This window comes from Cellulomonas fengjieae (assembly GCF_018388465.1).
Classification (GTDB): Bacteria; Actinomycetota; Actinomycetes; order Actinomycetales; family Cellulomonadaceae; genus Cellulomonas; species Cellulomonas fengjieae.
Map to the genome: position 1 here is coordinate 1,269,933 of NZ_CP074404.1, position 15,351 is coordinate 1,285,283.

A 15,351-nucleotide genomic window follows, 5' to 3' on the forward strand; every position below is an offset into this window, starting at 1 on the left:
CTTCCCTGGAGGCCTCTGTGAGCACGCCCGACCGTCCCGTCGTCGACTTCTGGTTCGACCCCGCGTGTCCCTGGGCGTGGATGACGTCGCGCTGGATGGACGAGGTGAGCGCGATCCGGGACGTCGAGGTCCGCTGGCACGTGATGAGCCTCGCGGTGCTCAACGAGGGCCGCGACCTGCCGGAGAGCTACCGCGCGGCGATGGACGCGGCGTGGGGTCCGGTGCGCGTCATCATCGCCGCCGCCCGCGACCACGGCGACAAGGTCATCAAGCCGCTGTACGACGCCATGGGCAGCCGCCGCCACCCCGGCGGCCGCACCGACACCGACGCGATCATCGCGGAGTCGCTGGCCGAGGTGGGCCTGTCCGCCGACCTGGCCGAGGTCGCGGGCACCGACGAGGTCGACGACCTCCTGCGCGAGTCGCACCGGGCGGGGATCAGCCTGGTCGGCGAGGACGTGGGCACCCCCGTCGTGGCGATCGACGGCGTCGGCTTCTTCGGCCCGGTCATCACCCCGGCCCCCACGGGTGACGCCGCGGGTCGGCTCTTCGACGGGCTGGTCCTCATGACGAGCGTGCCGGGCTTCTACGAGCTCAAGCGGACGCGGACGGCCGGCCCGTCGTTCTGAGGGTCACAGGGACGCGGGTGGATCGCCCGGTTCGTCTCATGTGATCCTGGTCGCCGACTGCGCCCGGACCGGGCGGACGGCTGACCCCCACGGGGACGAACGGAGCAGTATGACCTCGGCACGCAACGTCCGGCTCTTCGTCATCATCGACGTGGTGCTGGTGGTGCTCCTCGCCGTCCTCGCGGTCGTCTTCTTCAGCGGCGGCGACGGGGCCGAGGGCGCGGGCGACGAGGCGAGCGCCACCGCCAGCGCGTCGAGCCGGCCGTCGTCGACCGCGTCCGCCACCTCCACCGAGCCCGTCGAGTTCGCGTCGCCCACCGGCAACATCGCGTGCACCATGTCGGTGGACGGTGTCACCTGCACCATCGCGAGCTACACCTACGCCCCGCCGGTCGTGGACGGGTGCTCCGACCTGACCGGCCACGTCCTGGCGCTGAACGCCGACGGCGTCGCGTTCGAGTGCGTGAGCGGACCGCCGCCCGCGGTCGCGGGCGACGACGTCCCGGTGCTGCAGTACGGCGAGACGACCAGCGTCGGGGACTACACCTGCCGCAGCGCGACCGACGGCGTCCAGTGCACCGACGCGTCCGACGTGGGCTTCCGGCTGGCGCGCGCCTCCTGGGCCGAGCTCCCCGCCTGAGCGGGGCCCCGGGCCCAGGAGGCGCGTGCGTCACCAGATCCGGACGCGGTCCTCGGGGGCGAGGTACAGGGCGTCACCCGGCTGCACGTCGTACGCCGCGTAGAACTCGTCCACGTTGCGGACCACGCCGTTGCAGCGGAACTCGTTCGGCGAGTGCGGGTCGGTCGCGATCCGGCGGATCATCTCCTCGTCGCGGCCCTTCGACCGCCACACCTGGGCCCAGCCGAGCAGCATGCGCTGCGCGCCGGTCAGCCCGTCGACCACCGGTGCCTCGTCGAGGGGGGTGCCGAGCGCGATCCGGTAGGCCGTGAACGCGATCGACAGCCCGCCCAGGTCACCGATGTTCTCCCCGACCGTCAGCTCCCCGTTCACGTGGTGCGAGCCGCCCAGCTGCACGGGGGAGAACTGCGAGTACTGGTCGATCAGGGCCTTGGTCCGCGTCTCGAACTCGGCGCGGTCGTCCGGCGTCCACCAGTCCTCCAGGCGCCCCTCGCCGTCGTACTTCGACCCCTGGTCGTCGAATCCGTGGCCGATCTCGTGCCCGATCACGGCACCGATGCCGCCGTAGTTGACGGCGTCGTCGGCGTCCGCGTCGAAGAACGGCGGCTGCAGGATCGCGGCGGGGAAGACGATCTCGTTCATCCCCGGGTTGTAGTAGGCGTTCACCGTCTGGGGCGTCATGAACCACTCGTCGCGGTCGATCGGCTTGCCGATCTTGGCCAGCTCGTGGTCCTGCTCGAACGCGTAGGCCCGCCGCACGTTGCCCAGCAGGTCGTCCGCGGACACCTCGAGCGCCGAGTAGTCCCGCCACCGGACCGGGTAGCCGATCTTCGGGGTGAACGCCTCGAGCTTGGCCAGCGCCTTGGCGCGCGTCTGCTCGCCCATCCAGTCCAGCTGCGAGATGGACTCCCGGTACGCGGCGACGATGTTGGTGACCAGCTCCTCCATCCGCGCCTTGTGCGCGGGCGGGAAGTGCCGGTCCACGTAGACCTTGCCGACGGCCTCGCCGAGCACGCCCTGCACCAGGGACACCCCGCGCTTCCACCGGTCACGCAGCTCCTGCGCCCCGGTCAGCGTGCGGCCGTAGAAGTCGAAGTTCGCCTCGACCAGCTCGTCGGTCAGGTACGGCGCCCGGTCGGAGATCACGTGGTATGTCAGCCAGGCCTGCCAGTCCTCGAGCGGCTCGGAGGCCCAGAGGGTGGCGAACGCCTCCGCGAACGTCGGCTCGCGCACGATCAGCTGGTCGAACGAGCCGGCGGGGGCGCCCATCGCCAGCACCCAGGAGTGCCAGTCGAAGCCGGGGGCCCGCTCGGCCAGCTCCGCGAGCGTCAGCGCGTTGTACGTCAGGTCCGCGTCCCGGTCCTTGACCACGTCCCAGTGCCCGGCGGCGAGCTTGGTCTCCAGGGCGACGACGCGCCCCGCCAGCTCGTCGGCCCGAGCGTCGTCGGAGGCCACCCCGCCGAGGGTCAGCATGCGCGCCACGTGCGGGCGGTAGGCGGCCAGCACGGCCGCGTACTGCTCGTCACGGTAGTAGGCCTCGTCCGGCAGGCCCAGGCCGCCCTGCGCGAGGTGGACCACGTAGCGGGTGGGCTCCTTGGCGTCGTTGTCCACGAAGAACCCGACCGCGCCGCCGGCGCCCGTGCGCTGCAGCGCGCCGAGCGCCCCCGTGAGCTCGGCCTGCGTCGTCGCAGCCTGCACGAGCGAGAGGTCGGTGCGCAGCGGGGCGGTGCCGGCCAGCGCGACGGCCGCGGTGTCCATGAACGACGCGTAGACGGCGCCGACCTTGGCCTCGACCGGGTCCGCGGACCCACCGGCGGCGACGTTGGCGCCCGCATCGGTGATGATGTCGCGGACCTGCTCCTCCGCCTTGTCGTGCAGGGCGCGGAAGGAGCCGTCCATCGCGCGGTCCGCCGGGATCTCGTGCGAGGCGATCCAACGCCCGTTGACGTAGGCGTACAGGTCGTCCTGGGGGCGGATGTCGGGGTCGAGGGCGGTGAGGTCGATGCCACTTCGCGTCATGGGCACAGCCTACGGACGGCTGCGTGGCGCAGGGCGACCCTTATGCGCAGGGCGGATCGGTCAGGCTCGCGCCCGGCGCCGCCGGTGAGGTGCGGCAGGATGTTCCCCATGCGCATCCACGTCGCCTCCGACCATGCCGGCTACGAGCTCAAGGTCGCGCTCGTCGAGCACCTGCGCGCCGCAGGGCACGACGTCGTGGACCACGGAGCCGACACCTACGACGCGCTCGACGACTACCCGCCGTTCTGCTTCGCGACGGGTGAGGCGGTCGTCGCCGACCCGGGGTCGCTCGGGGTCGTCATCGGCGGGTCGGGCAACGGCGAGCAGATCGCGGCCAACAAGGTCATCGGCGTGCGTGCCGCCCTCGCGTGGAACCTCGCGACCGCGCAGCTGGGCCGCCAGCACAACGACGCGAACGTCGTCGCCATCGGCGCCCGGCAGCACTCGGTCGACGAGGCGCTGGAGCTGGTGGACGCGTTCGTGGCCGAGCCGTTCAGCCACGACCCGCGCCACCAGCGCCGGATCGACCTCCTCGCGGCCTACGAAGCGGCCCGCTGAGCGTCTCCGGACAGCCCGGCGTCACCACACATAGGTGCACACGGGCGCCACGGGCCAGCCGAAGGCGACCGCCGCGGCGTGCAGCGCACCGGGCGTCTGCTCGGTGACCAGCCCCGCGCGCCCCTGCGCGACGAGCGAGCGGCCGCCCAGGTAGGCGGCGCCGAGCTCGCGGACGTCGAGCCGCAGGTCGGCCTCGTCCTCGGTCCGGCTCACCTCGGCGGGGTAGGTGCCGTCGTCCAGGCGGTCACCGGTGGTCAGGCGCCACCGCCCGGCGTTCGCGGGCAGTCGGGCATCGGTGACGTCGAGCACCACGTCGACCGGTGCCGCGTACCGGCGGCCGGCGAGCGCGACGGGCAGGTCGAGCAACCGGACCCAGACGTTGTCGCTCACCCTCGGTGTGACCGCGCGGGCGTCGACCAGCAGGTGCAGGAGGGCGTCGTCGACCGGGAGCATCGGGCTCTCGATGGTGGCCATGAGGTCCAGGTCCAGCAGGAACGACCAGAGGCGGTGCGTCGCGGCGGCGTCGACGGCGGCCGCCTCGCGCACCTTGACCGTGCCGGCGGGTCCGGTCTCGGACCAGTTCTCCTTGCGCCGGAACAGCGCGTACCCACGGACGGCGCCCGCCGGGTCGTGCACGGTCGCGATGCGCAGCGGCTCGCCGCCCTCGCGCCACGCCGGCGGGTCGACGAGCATGCGGATCCGCCACGCCTCCGAGTCCCGGGTGGTCCAGCCCGGGCGACCGGCGCCGGCCGCCCGGTGGAGGGTGTCGACGAGCTCGCTGTGCTGCGCGACGTCCACCGTCGCGAGCCTGATCGTGAGGTCGGCGCTGCCGGGCGTGTCCCGGAGCGCGGCGCCACGTGCGATCTTCACCCGGACGTCGTCCGCCGCCGACCCGTACCCGTACCGTCCGTAGATCGCGTGCTCGGCCGCGAACAGCGCGGAGATCGGCTCACCACGGTCGAGCGACCGGGCGAAGTGGGAGTCGATCATCGCGGTCAGCAGGCCGCGTCGCCGCTCGTCCGGCCGGGCACCCACCCAGGTCAGGCCGGAGCAGGCGATCGTCCCGCCGGGCACGGGCATCGTGTGGGCGTAGGAGGCGTGCACCGCCGCGAGCCGGCCCTCCGGGTCCTCGACCGCCTGCGTGCGGTCCCAGGTGAAGGTGATCGGCACCAGGGCGTCGGTCTCCGCGTTCGAGTCGAAGGCGAAGGCGAGGCGGTCGACCTCGAGGAACTCGTCCTTGCGGCTCTCCGGCACGTCGACGAGGCGGTATCCATCGGGAAGAGGGCTCATGACCGCCATCGTCCGCCATCCGAGCCGGTCCGGGCACCCCCTTATGTGCGCGGCGGCGCGGGATACCTCGTGCCGATGACCTGCGGATACGCTCGCGCCGTGGAAAGAGCCAGAGCGGGTTCGGCGCGTGTTCCGCTGACGCGCGCCTCGGCCGCGCTGCGCCGGTGGAGCCAGCGGTCCCAGGTCACGCTCACGGCCGTGCTCCTGCTCGTCGCGGGACTCCTCACGGTGGGCATCGCGGCGGACCCGGACTGGGTCCCTCCCGCGACGTTCCTGCTGCTCGAGGTCGTGGCCGTCTTCCTGCTGCGGCTGCGCCCCCTGGCCGTCCTGGGCGGCACCGTCCTGGTCTGCGCGTGGGGCCTGTGGTGGTGGGGCGCGGAGTCGATCACCCCCGGGTTCCTCGCTGTCCTCACCCTGTCCGTGGTGGCGATCGGCGTGTTCGCACGCGAACGGCAGCGGCTCGGCCTGCGGGGGGCACCCGGCGACCGGATGCTCGTCGACCTGCGCGACCGGCTGGCCGCCCACGGGCGGGTCCCACCGCTGCCCGCGGGCTGGCGGGTGGACAGCGAGATCCGGTCGGCGCACGCCGAGGGCTTCTCCGGCGACTTCATGGTGGCCGGTACGCGAGCCGGCGGCACCACGCTCGAGATCGTGCTGGTCGACGTGTCCGGCAAGGGGATGGGCGCCGGCGTCCGCTCGCTGCAGCTCTCGGGCGCGTTCGGTGGCCTGCTGGGGGCGCTGCCGCGCGAGGAGTTCCTCGGCGCCGCGAACGGGTACCTGCTCGCCCAGGCGTGGGCCGAGGGGTTCGCGACGGCGATCCACGTGGTCGTCGACCTGAGGACCGGGGACTTCACGGTGTCGTCGGCAGGGCACCCGCCGGCGATGCAGCTGCACGCCGGGTCCGGCCGGATGGAGCTGCTCGACACGGTCGGCGCCCCGGCTCTCGGCGTGGTCGCCGACCTGCGGTGCGCCGCGCTGACCGGTCGCCTCGACCAGGGCGACGTCCTGCTCCTCTACACGGACGGCCTCATCGAGGCGCGAGGGGGAGACCTGGAGCAGGGCATCGACCGGCTCATGGGCGCGGCGGACCGGGTCCTGGCACCCGGGCGCGGGTCCGCGGCGGCGGTGCTGGCGGGCGTGCGTGCCGGCGACGACGACGACCGGGCGGTCGTGCTGATCCAGCGGGCGTGACGCGTCAGTCGTCGGGGAACCAGATCGCGCGGCGCAGCGCGACGCGCGTCCCGTCGGCCGTCAGCGGGGTGCCCTCGTCGGCGAGCAGCGCCACCGCACGCGTGACGTGACGCGCGGGCGGGCTGCCCGCGGCGTTGACGACGCGCCACCACGGCACCCCGGACCCGGCGCGGCTCATCACCTGGCCCACCTGACGCGGACCGCCCCGGCGCACCCCGTCGCGCTGCTCCAGCAGGTCTCCGACGACCTCCGCGACGGTGCCGTAGGTCATCGCGCGGCCCGGCGGGATGGCGGCCACGAGGTCGAGGACGGCCTCCGCGTAGTCGTCGTCCACGGGCTCAGCCCAGGGCGCGCTTGGAGCTGATGACGCCCGTGTCGAAGCCTCCCAGGTGCAGGCCGCCGTGGAACCGGGCGTGCTCGATCTTCACGCAGCGGTCCATCACCACGGTCAGCCCGCCGGCCTCGCCGTGCCGGGCGACGTCCTCGTGCCACGACCCGAGCTGCAGCCACAGCGCCTTCGCGCCGACGGCCAGGGTCTCGTCCAGCACGGTCGGCAGGTCGTCGTGGCGTCGGAACACGTCGACCAGGTCGGGTACCACCGGCAGCGACTCGAGAGACGGGTACACCGGCCGGCCGAGGATCTCGTCGGCCCGAGGGTTGACGAAGTACACGTCGTACGGGGAGCTGGACAGCAGGTAGGTGGCGACGAAGTAGCTGGCCCGCGCGGGGTTGTTCGAGGCCCCGACGATCGCGATCGACTTCGTGCCGTGCAGCAGCGCGAGTCGCTCCGGGGCGCTCGGTCCCTGCCAGGTGCGCGCGCTCATGCGGCGACCCCCGTCCGGGTGCGGCCGGTGGCCGCGGTCAGCGCCTGGTCGAGGTCCCAGAGGATGTCCTCGCCGTCCTCGATGCCCACGCTGATCCGCACCAGGTCGGCGGCCACGCCGGCCGCCTCCAGCTGCTCGGTGCTCAGCTGCTGGTGGGTGGTGGACCCGGGGTGGATGACGAGCGTGCGCGCGTCGCCCACGTTGGCCAGGTGGCTGGCCAGCTGCAGGTTCTCGATGAAGGACTGGCCGATCGCCCGGCCGTCCTGCGCGTCCGTCGCCCGCAGACCGAACGCGAACACGGCGCCGGGACCGAGCGGCAGGTAGTGCTTCGCGCGCTCGTGGTGCGGGTGGCTGGGCAGCCCGGCCCAGTTGACGTAGGAGACCCGGGGGTCGGCCTCGAGCCACTCCGCGACCAGCCGCGCGTTGGCGACGTGCGCGTCGAGGCGCTGGGGGAGCGTCTCCACGCCCTGGAGCAGGTTGAACGCGGACTGCGGCGAGAGCGCGGGCCCGATGTCCCGCAGCTGCTCCGAGCGGAGCTTGGTCAGGAAGCCGTACTCGCCGAAGTTCTCCCACCACCGCACGCCGCCGTAGGAGGCCACGGGCTCGGTCATCTGCGGGAACCGACCGCTGCCCCAGTCGAACCGGCCGGACTCCACGACGACGCCGCCCAACGTGGTGCCGTGCCCGCCCAGGAACTTGGTGACGGAGTGGATGACGATGTCCGCGCCGTGCTCGATCGGGCGCACCAGGTACGGCGTGGCCAGCGTCGCGTCGACCACCAGGGGGACCCCGGCGGCGTGCGCGACCTCGGCCAGCCCGGCCAGGTCCGCGATCTCGCCCGACGGGTTGGCGATGACCTCCACGTAGAGCGCCTTGGTCTCCGGCCGGATCGCCGCGGCGTAGTCGGCGGGGTCGGTGCCCGGCACGAACGTGGTCTCGACGCCGAACCGGCGCAGCGTCACGTCGAGCGCGGTGACGGTCCCGCCGTACAGCTGGGCGGACGCGACGAGGTGGTCCCCGGCACCGACGAGCGCGGCGAACGTGATGAACTCCGCCGACATGCCCGACGCCGTCGCGACGGCACCGATGCCGCCCTCGAGCGAGGCGATCCGCTCCTCCAGGGCCGCGACCGTGGGGTTGCCGATGCGCGAGTAGATGTTGCCGTACTTCTGCAGCGCGAACAGGTTGGCGGCGTCGGCGGTGTCCTGGAACACGAACGACGTCGTCTGGTAGATCGGCACCGCGCGGGCACCCGTGGTCGCGTCGGGGATCCCGCCGGCGTGCAGCGCCCGCGTGCGGAAGCCGAACCGGTGGTCGGGGTTGGTCATGCGGACTCCTCGGCCTTCGTCGTGCGGGTGAGCGGGCGGTCGGTGGGCAGCACGGTACGCCGTGCCACCAGGGCGGCGACGTCGTCGACCGCCCACGGGTTCTGCAGGGACGTGACGTCGCCGAGGGGCGAGCCGTCGAGGATCTGGGCGAGCAGGCGCCGCATGATCTTGCCCGACCGGGTCTTGGGCAGGTCGGGCACCAGCAGCACGTGCCGCGGCTTGGCGACGGCGCCGATCTCGCGGCCGACCTGCGCGCGCAGCTCCTCGCGCAGGGCGTCGGTCGCTGCCAGCCAGGCGTCGACGTCGTCGACCGCTCCGGGGGGTCGCGCGGGCACGACGAACGCGGCGACGGCCTGCCCCGTCACGTCGTCGTGCACGCCCGCGACGCCGGCCTCGCCGACGGCCGGATGCGCGACGAGGGCGGACTCGATCTCGATGGTCGACAGCCGGTGCCCGGCGACGTTGACCACGTCGTCCAGGCGCCCGAGCAGCCAGACGTACTTGTCGGCGTCGTAGGAGGCGCCGTCGCCCGCCAGGAAGTAGCCGCCGTGCTCGCCGTGCCCGGCGAACCGCCGCCAGTACGCGTCGAGGTAGCGCTGCGGGTCGCCCCAGATGGTGCGGGCCATCCCGGGCCAGGGCCGGTCGACGACGAGCAGGCCGCCCTCGCCCGGACCGACCTCGACACCGGCGTCGTCGACGACCTTCGCCGAGATGCCCGGCAGCGGGCGCGTGGCGGAACCCGGCTTGAGCACGGTGCTGCCGGGCAGGGGCGCGATCATCGCGGCACCCGTCTCGGACTGCCACCACGTGTCGACCACCGGGGCGGTGCCCGCGCCGAACGTGCGGCGGAACCACACCCACGCCTCGGGGTTGATCGACTCACCGACGGTGCCGAGCAGCCGGACCGACGACAGGTCGTGCCCTGCGGGCAGCTCGTCGCCGAACCACGTCATGAACGTCCGGATGAGGGTCGGCGCCGTGTAGTAGACGGTCACGCCGTAGCGCTCGATGATCTCGAGGTGGCGCTCGCGGTGCGGGTTGTCCGGGGTGCCCTCGTAGATCACCTGCGTGAGCCCGTTGGCCAGCGGCCCGTAGATCTCGTAGGTGTGCGCGGTGACCCACGCCAGGTCGGCGGTGCACCAGTGCACGTCGTCGGGCTTGGCGTCGAAGTGCGCCCAGTGCGCCCACGCGGCGTGCGTGAGGTACCCGCCGGACGTGTGCACCAGGCCCTTCGGCTTCCCGGTGGTGCCCGAGGTGTAGATGATGAACAGCGGGTGCTCGGCGTCGAAGGCCTGCGCCTCGTGCACGTCGGGCGCGGTGTCCACCACGTCGTGCCACCAGACGTCCCGGCCGTCCGTCCACGGCACGTCCTGACCGGTCCGGCGCACCACGAGCACGTGCTCGACGTGGTCCAGCCCGGCGACGGCCTCGTCGGCGGCGGACTTCACCTCGACGGCCCGCCCGCGGCGGTACTGCCCGTCGCTGGTGACCAGCAGCTTGGCTCCCGTGTCCTGCACCCGGAAACGCACGGCCTCCGCGGAGAAGCCGCCGAACACCAGGGAGTGCACCGCGCCGATCCGCGCGATGGCGAGCGTGACGATGATCGTCTCGGCCAGCACGGGCAGGTAGACCACGACGCGGTCTCCGGGGCCGATGCCCAGAGCGGTCAGCGCGTGCGCCGCCCGGGACACCTCGCGCTGCAGGTCGGCGTAGGTCAGCGTGCGGCGGTCGCCCGGCTCGCCCTCGACGTGCAGCGCGACCTTGGCGCCGCGGCCGGCCTCGACGTGCCGGTCCACGCAGTTCACGGCGACGTTGAGCGTTCCGCCGACGAACCACTGCGCCACCGGGACGGTGAGCCCGCCGTGGCCGTCGTCGACCGGGGGAGCCCACGTGTGGGCGGTGTGCCAGGGGGTGGCCCAGTCGAGCCGGCGGGCGGCGTCCTCCCAGAACGCGACCGGGTCGGCCTCGGCGCGGTCGAAGGCCTCCGGCCCCACGTTCGCGTCGAACCCGGCCGGCGGGTCGTAGGTGCGTGCCTCGGTCTGCAGGGTCGAGATCGTGGAGGTCATGCCCATCTCTTCAGCAGGTACTTCTCGGCCAGCCCGATGAGGCTGTCGGTCAGCTTGCCCAGCAGGGCCAGCAGGATGATCGCGAGGATGATGCGGTCGACGCGCCCGTTGTTGCCCGACTCCATGAGCAGGAAGCCCAGTCCCATCGAGGACGCGATGAGCTCGGCGGCGACCAGGAACAGCCACGACTGTGCGAGCGCCAGCCGCAGCCCGGACACCACCGACGGCAGGACGGCGGGCAGCTGCACGCCGGAGAACAGGCGTACGCCCCGCAGCCCGTACGCGCGGCCGGCCTCGACCAGGTGCGGGTCGACGTGCCGCAGCGCGGACGCGACCGTGGTGTAGACGGGGAAGAAGGCGCCGATCGCGATGAGCGTGATCTTGGAGTCCTCGCCGATCTTCATCCAGAGGATGAGCAGCGGGACCCAGGCGAGTGACGGGACGGCGCGGATGGCGCCGAGCGTGGGCGCCAGCAGGGCGTCCCCGAGCCGCGAGAGGCCGACGACCGCGCCGAGCAGCAGCCCGATCGCGCTGCCGATCGCGAAGCCGATGAGCACGCGTTGCGTGGAGATGGCGACGTAGGGCGCCAGCAGGTTGCGCTCGGCCAGGTCGACCGCCGCGTTCCACACCGAGGCGGGGCTGGGCAGCTGGTACGGCGCGACGATCCCGGCGCTGGTGACCCACTGCCAGAGGACGAGCACGAGAACCGGGAGGGCCAGGCCGACCAGGGCGCGGGTGCCGCGTCGGTTGAGCGGCCCCGTCGACGACGGTCGGCGTGACCCGTTGTCGAACGGGTTGAACGCGCGGTGCGGCCGGCCGTCCCGGTCAAGGATCGGCGTCGACGTGCCGGCGACGGGCGGTGCGGACATGTCAGCTCCTGGGCAGGGATCCTGCCGCCCCCGGAGCGTCCCGGGGGCGGCAGTGCGGTTCAGGACGGGTCGGCGTTCTCGGCGAACGACGGCTCGAACAGCTCGTCGAGCGCCGTGTCCACGGCGGCCTGCGTCGGCACGTCGCCGTTCGCGACGAAGATCGGGCCGACGATCTCGAGCACCTTGCGCTGCGCCTCGCCGGGGACCGGGTCGAGGTCCAGCGTGGTGCGCTCGGTGATCACCGTGTTCGCCACGGCCGGGTCGATCGCAGCCACCTCGGCGAGGATCGAGACGACCTCGTCCGGGTTCTCCAGTGCCCACGCACGCGCCTTCTCGTACGTGTCGACCACGAGCTGGGCGAGGTCGGGGCTCTTCTCCAGGAACGACTCGGTGGCGTTGAGGAAGCCGTAGGTGTTGAAGTCGACGTTGCGGTACAGCAGCGTCGAGCCGGCCGTCGCCTCGCTCGCGGCCATCAGCGGGTCGAGCCCGGACCAGGCCACGACCGAGCCGTTCTCCAGGGCGGCCTTGCCGTCGGCGTGCTGCAGGTTCTGCACCTCGACCTGGTCCAGCGGGACGCCTGCCTCCTCGAGCGACTGGAGGAGGAAGAAGTACGGGTCCGTGCCCTTGGTGGCGGCGACCGACTTGCCGGCCAGCTGGCTGACGTCGGTGATGTCGGAACCCTGCGGCACGACGATCGCGGACCACTCCGGCTGGGAGTAGATGTCGATGGCCTTGATGGGGGACCCGTTGGAGCGAGCGAGCAGCGCCGCCGAGCCGGCCGTCGACCCCACGTCCACCGCGCCCGCGCGCAGCGCCTCGTTGGCCTTGTTGGACCCCGCGGACTGGATCCAGTTCACGGTCACGTCGTCGCCCAGGGCGTCCTCGAGCCAGCCCTGGTCCTTGATGACCAGGCTCAGCGGGTTGTACGTCGCGAAGTCGATGTTGAGCACGTCGGCGCTCCACTCGACGGGGGCGTCACCCGATGCGGTGCTGTCGGGCTCGGGTGCGGCGGCGGGGCTGTCCTCGCCGGCGACGCAGCCGGTGAGCGCCAGGGCGGTCGCGAGGGTCAGAACGGTCGCGGACAGTCTGGCGGACACGGCGGTGCGGATGCTCATCGTCTCTCCTGAGTGGGTGGTGCTGGGGGCTAGATGGAGTGGTGCTGGTCTCGGGCCGAACGGTGGACGTGGTGCGTCGGGACGCCGAGGCCCTCGAGCAGCTCGGCGCGCAGCTCGGCGAACGTGCTGTCGGCGCGGTCCCGGGGTCGGGTACCCGGCACGTCGATGACGCGGGCGACGCTGGTCTCGTCGCCGTCCGGGGTGCGCAGCAGCACGACGCGGTCGGCCAGGTACAGCGCCTCTTCGACGTCGTGCGTCACCAGCACGACGGTGGTCGGCTCCGCGGCGTGCACCTCGAGCAGGAGCTCCTGCATGCGCAGCCGGGTCAGCGCGTCGAGCGCACCGAACGGCTCGTCGAGCAGCAGCACACCGGGGTTGCGCGCCAGCGCCCGGGCGAGCGACGCCCGCTGGGCCATGCCCCCGGAGACCTGCCGCGGGCGCAGCCCGGCCGAGTCCGTCAGGTCGACCAGGTCCAGCAGGTCCGCCACGCGACCGGCGCCGGCGGCGCGCGAGGTGCCCGGGGGCAGGCCGAGAGCGATGTTCTGCGTGAGCGTCCGCCACGGGAGCAACCGCGGCTCCTGGAACGCCACCGCGGTGCGCGGGTCGGTGCCGCGCACGGGGGTGCCGTCGATGAGGATCGCACCCTCGTCGGGGGTGTCCAGCCCGCTGACCTGGCGCAGGAGCGTCGACTTGCCGCACCCCGACGGGCCGACGAGCGCGACGATCTCACCGGCCGCAAGCTCGAGGTCCACACCGGCGAGCACGGTCCGCGTGCCGGTCGGGGTGTCGAAGGTGCGTCGGACGCCGCGCAGCGTCACGGGGTGCGCGACGTGCGCGAGGGCGGGCGTGCTGGTCAGCGACATGCGGGTCCTGGGGGATCGGGCGTGGCCAACCAGGACGGGCTGGGAGCCGGTCTGCCACGCGGAGGGGCGGGGCACCGGCTGCCCCTGATCAGGTCAGGGGCGGACGCGGGGAGGCGTCAGGAGCCGGCGCGGTGCTGCATGAGACAGCACGCAGGCCGACAACACATGGGGGAGGACAGGCGAACAGTCATGGCTGTCGGTCCTCCCTCAGGGTTCGAGCGCGGAGCATGGACGTCGGCGATCTCTCACTATCTGAGACGCGATATCCAGCAGGTGGGCACGACAGTAGCGCGTCCCGACGCAGGACAGCAACGGACGCCCACGACCACGCCCACATCGGCGTTCGTCGCCCCGCCGCCGCGCCCGCCGCGGGGTCGCTCCGCTCGGACGGGCAACCCCGCGAACTCGTGGGTTCGGCGCCACCTCGTGGGTTCGAACTGACGATCTCGGACCCAACCCACGATCTCGGACCGAACCCACGATCTCGGCCCGGACCCACGATCTCGGCCCGAACCCACGATCTCGGACCGAACCCACGATCTCGGCCCGGACCCACGATCTCGGCCCGAACCCACGATCTCGGCCCGGACCACCGATCCCGGACCCAACCCACGTTCTGGACCGAACCCCCGCTCTCGGACCGAACCCACGTTCTCGGGTCGTCATCGAACGCCGCCGCCCCCGCCGCCCCATCAGCGACGCGCGATCCCGCCGCGCACTGTCCGTGCCCCGTCGCGGTGGCCGCCCGAGCGGTCCACGCCCGCGAACTCGTGGGTTCGGCGCGAACTCGTGGGTTCGAACTGACGATCTCGGACCGAACCCACGATCTCGCGGCGCGGCGCGGCGCGGCGCGGCGCGGGGCGGCGCGGGCGGGTGGGTGGGGGAAGCGGGCCGGGCGGGGTTGGTGGGTCAGGGGGTGGGGCGCAGGGCGTCCGCGACCGCCGGGAGGGTGCGCGGGTCGGCCTGGACCAGCATCGTCGTGACCGCCGTGGCCTCCCATGCCGGCAGCTGCGCACGGATGTCGGCGGCGGTGCCCACGAGGGCGATGTCCCGCACCAGCTCCAGCGGGACGGCGGCGGTCGCCCGGGCGCGGTCACCAGCCAGGTAGTGGGCCTGGATCTCGTCGCACGCCTCGGTGTAGCCGAGCCGGTCGAGGACCGCGCGGTGGTAGTTGGCACCCTTGGCACCCATCCCGCCGGCATAGAGGGCGATGAACGGCCGGACGGCGTCCGCGGCGGACTCGACGTCGGAGCCGAGGACGACCGGGACGGTGGCGACCACCTCGAAGTCCTCGACCGGGCTGCGCTCCGGGGGCCGTGCCGCGAAGCCCTCCGCCAGCAGCGTCCGGTACTCCGCATCCATCCGCGGCGAGTAGAACAGCGGGAGCCAGCCGTCGCCGATCTCCGCGGACATCGCGATGTTCTTGGGCCCCTCGGCGGCGAGGTGGAACGGCAGGTCGGCGCGCAGCGGGTGCACGGTCGAACGCAGCGCCTTGCCCAAGCCGGCGCCCTGGTCGGCCGGCAGCGGGAGCCGGTAGAACTGGCCGTCGAACGTCACCGGGGCCTCGCGCGCGAGCACCTGACGGACTATCGCGACGTACTCGCGCGTCCGGGCGAGCGGTCGGGGATAGGGCTGGCCGTACCAGCCCTCCACCACCTGCGGTCCGGAGGCGCCGAGCCCGAGCGTGAACCGGCCGCCGGACAGGTGGTCGAGCGTGAGGGCGGCCATCGCGGCGGCCGTCGGCGTGCGCGCCGAGATCTGCGCGATGGCGGTGCCGAGCCGGATACGCGACGTGCGCGCACCCCACCAGGCCAGCGGGGTCAGGGCGTCGGAGCCGTAGGCCTCGGCGGTCCAGACGGAGTCGAAGCCGAGCTGCTCGGCGCCGAGCACAGCCTCCTGTGCGCCGGGCGGGGGACCTGCCGACCAGTAGCCCGTGTGGTAGCCCAGCCGCATCGTCAG

At 73.1% G+C, this 15,351-nt stretch carries 14 protein-coding genes; 4 read left to right on the forward strand and 10 right to left on the reverse strand.

Going from position 1 to position 15,351, the window contains the following annotated elements; genetic code table 11:
- Window positions 1-17: 17 nt before the first annotated feature.
- Window positions 18-629, forward strand: a complete 612-nt coding sequence (locus tag KG102_RS05905) for a mycothiol-dependent nitroreductase Rv2466c family protein (protein ID WP_208289280.1) — start codon at window positions 18-20, stop codon at window positions 627-629.
- 109 nt (window positions 630-738) lie between these two features.
- Window positions 739-1,269, forward strand: coding sequence for a DUF6636 domain-containing protein (locus KG102_RS05910; protein ID WP_208289279.1), 531 nt, complete (start codon window positions 739-741; stop codon window positions 1,267-1,269).
- A gap of 30 nt (window positions 1,270-1,299) precedes the next feature.
- Here the strand turns inward: KG102_RS05910 and KG102_RS05915 are convergent, their stop codons facing one another.
- Complete coding sequence (locus tag KG102_RS05915; protein WP_208289278.1) at window positions 1,300-3,288, reverse strand: M13 family metallopeptidase; 1,989 nt, start codon at window positions 3,286-3,288, stop codon at window positions 1,300-1,302.
- A gap of 108 nt (window positions 3,289-3,396) precedes the next feature.
- Between KG102_RS05915 and KG102_RS05920 the strand changes: the two genes are divergently transcribed.
- On the forward strand, window positions 3,397-3,846 hold the full coding sequence (locus KG102_RS05920; RefSeq protein ID WP_208289277.1) for a ribose-5-phosphate isomerase: 450 nt from the start codon (window positions 3,397-3,399) through the stop codon (window positions 3,844-3,846).
- A gap of 21 nt (window positions 3,847-3,867) precedes the next feature.
- Here the strand turns inward: KG102_RS05920 and KG102_RS05925 are convergent, their stop codons facing one another.
- Window positions 3,868-5,136 carry a GNAT family N-acetyltransferase gene (locus tag KG102_RS05925; protein ID WP_208289276.1) on the reverse strand — a complete coding sequence of 423 codons (1,269 nt, stop codon included), beginning with the start codon at window positions 5,134-5,136 and terminating at the stop codon, window positions 3,868-3,870.
- A 99-nt stretch (window positions 5,137-5,235) separates the two neighbouring features.
- On the opposite strand from KG102_RS05925, the gene KG102_RS05930 reads away from it, so the two are divergent.
- Entirely contained in the window at window positions 5,236-6,327 is a 1,092-nt protein-coding gene (locus KG102_RS05930; protein WP_249667490.1) for a PP2C family protein-serine/threonine phosphatase, read from the forward strand.
- Between the two features lie 4 nt (window positions 6,328-6,331).
- Here the strand turns inward: KG102_RS05930 and KG102_RS05935 are convergent, their stop codons facing one another.
- The 8 genes from KG102_RS05935 to KG102_RS05970 form a co-directional block, all read right to left on the reverse strand.
- A complete protein-coding gene (locus KG102_RS05935; protein ID WP_208214029.1) occupies window positions 6,332-6,661 on the reverse strand; it encodes an MGMT family protein in 330 nt (109 codons plus the stop codon).
- A 4-nt stretch (window positions 6,662-6,665) separates the two neighbouring features.
- Window positions 6,666-7,151: a CoA-binding protein gene (locus KG102_RS05940; protein WP_208289274.1), complete on the reverse strand. Its 486-nt coding sequence runs from the start codon at window positions 7,149-7,151 to the stop codon at window positions 6,666-6,668.
- On the reverse strand, window positions 7,148-8,479 hold the full coding sequence (locus KG102_RS05945; protein ID WP_208214026.1) for an O-acetylhomoserine aminocarboxypropyltransferase/cysteine synthase family protein: 1,332 nt from the start codon (window positions 8,477-8,479) through the stop codon (window positions 7,148-7,150). The genes KG102_RS05940 and KG102_RS05945 overlap by 4 nt, the downstream gene beginning before the upstream one ends.
- Entirely contained in the window at window positions 8,476-10,545 is a 2,070-nt protein-coding gene (acs, locus tag KG102_RS05950; protein WP_372438354.1) for an acetate--CoA ligase, read from the reverse strand. Before acs ends, KG102_RS05945 begins: the two co-directional genes overlap by 4 nt.
- Window positions 10,542-11,414 (reverse strand): ABC transporter permease, encoded by an 873-nt coding sequence (locus tag KG102_RS05955; protein WP_208214022.1) that lies wholly within the window; start codon window positions 11,412-11,414, stop codon window positions 10,542-10,544. The genes acs and KG102_RS05955 overlap by 4 nt, the downstream gene beginning before the upstream one ends.
- Window positions 11,415-11,473: 59 nt before the next feature.
- The gene (locus KG102_RS05960; protein WP_208289272.1) at window positions 11,474-12,529 is read right to left on the reverse strand and encodes an aliphatic sulfonate ABC transporter substrate-binding protein; all 1,056 of its coding nucleotides are present in this window, start codon (window positions 12,527-12,529) and stop codon (window positions 11,474-11,476) included.
- A gap of 29 nt (window positions 12,530-12,558) precedes the next feature.
- Window positions 12,559-13,392 carry an ABC transporter ATP-binding protein gene (locus KG102_RS05965; RefSeq protein WP_208289271.1) on the reverse strand — a complete coding sequence of 278 codons (834 nt, stop codon included), beginning with the start codon at window positions 13,390-13,392 and terminating at the stop codon, window positions 12,559-12,561.
- 909 nt (window positions 13,393-14,301) lie between these two features.
- A complete protein-coding gene (locus tag KG102_RS05970; RefSeq protein WP_208289270.1) occupies window positions 14,302-15,345 on the reverse strand; it encodes an LLM class F420-dependent oxidoreductase in 1,044 nt (347 codons plus the stop codon).
- Window positions 15,346-15,351 lie beyond the last annotated feature (6 nt).